The organism is Candidatus Similichlamydia epinepheli (genome assembly GCF_003056015.1).
Map to the genome: position 1 here is coordinate 1 of NZ_PPEU01000155.1, position 1068 is coordinate 1068.

At 41.0% G+C, this 1068-nt stretch carries 2 pseudogenes; both read right to left on the bottom strand.

Annotated elements, in window-relative coordinates:
* A pseudogene (locus GCCT14_RS05100) lies at positions 1 to 764 on the bottom strand (V-type ATP synthase subunit B); the annotation flags it as partial.
* 15 nt (positions 765 to 779) lie between these two features.
* A pseudogene (locus GCCT14_RS05105) lies at positions 780 to 1068 on the bottom strand (V-type ATP synthase subunit A); the annotation flags it as partial.

A 1068-nucleotide genomic window follows, 5' to 3' on the forward strand; every position in this document is an offset into this window, starting at 1 on the left:
GCCATGCTAATGGCAATCTCTTTTAGTGCATCTGCATAAGCAGACATGTCGGTCAAGAGGACCAAAACATCTTTTCCTTGGAAAGCAAAATGCTCAGCCGTTAACAAGGAAAGCTCAGGGACTAGAAGGCACTCTGCAACTGGATCCACCGGTGTGTGCACGAAAAGAACACTCTTGTGAAGGGCAGACGAGTGTGAAAGATCTTCTACAAACTGTTGAAATTCATCAAAAACTAAACCCATGCCACCCAAAACAACAACATCAGCGTTAGTCTGTTTAGCAATTCTCATCAGAAGCTCGTTATGGGGCTCTCCAGCCGTAGAAAAAATTGGTATCTTTTGAGAACGAACCAAACAGTTGTAAACATCGATCATTGGGATATTGGTCCTAACCATTTTTCTTGGGCTCTCACGAGCTACAGGATTGAAAGAAGGTCTATCAACCGGAAGAAGAGAACCAACAACGTCAGGACCTCCATCAAGAGATTTACCAGAGCCACCAAACCTACGACCTAAAATAGCGTCGGAACAAGAAAGTCGATAACCGTGCCCTAGAAAACAAACTTCATCATTTGTCGAAAGGCCTCTCACAGGGCCATAAACTTGAAGTACGGCATAACTTCGCATGACCTTTATCACAACACCATACGAGACACGTCCATCTTGAAAAACAATTCTAGCTAACTCTCCCATACGAACAAGAGGGGCTTCAACTGTAATCAAATACCCTCTCATTTCTAAAATCCTACTCGACAAGCGCTTCATAGTTCACCTACATCTTCAATTTGTCGCAGTTAATCTTCTCTCTTTCAAACGGTCTCTAATCTTATTTCGACATTCACAAGCTTCTTTACTCCCCTCTTTAAGGAAGTTAAGCATGCGCATTTCAGCTTGTAATGATAGAAAAAAACCACGTGCATCCGAATGCGATTCAATCCATGAAAAATCAAAATCTAAAACTTCATTCATAAAAGAAAAAAGAGTCTTTTGCTTTGAAAGAGAGCAATACATATCTTCAGCATCGAAAGAATTTTGCTGCAAATATGCAAAGTCATACATTTCTGACTTC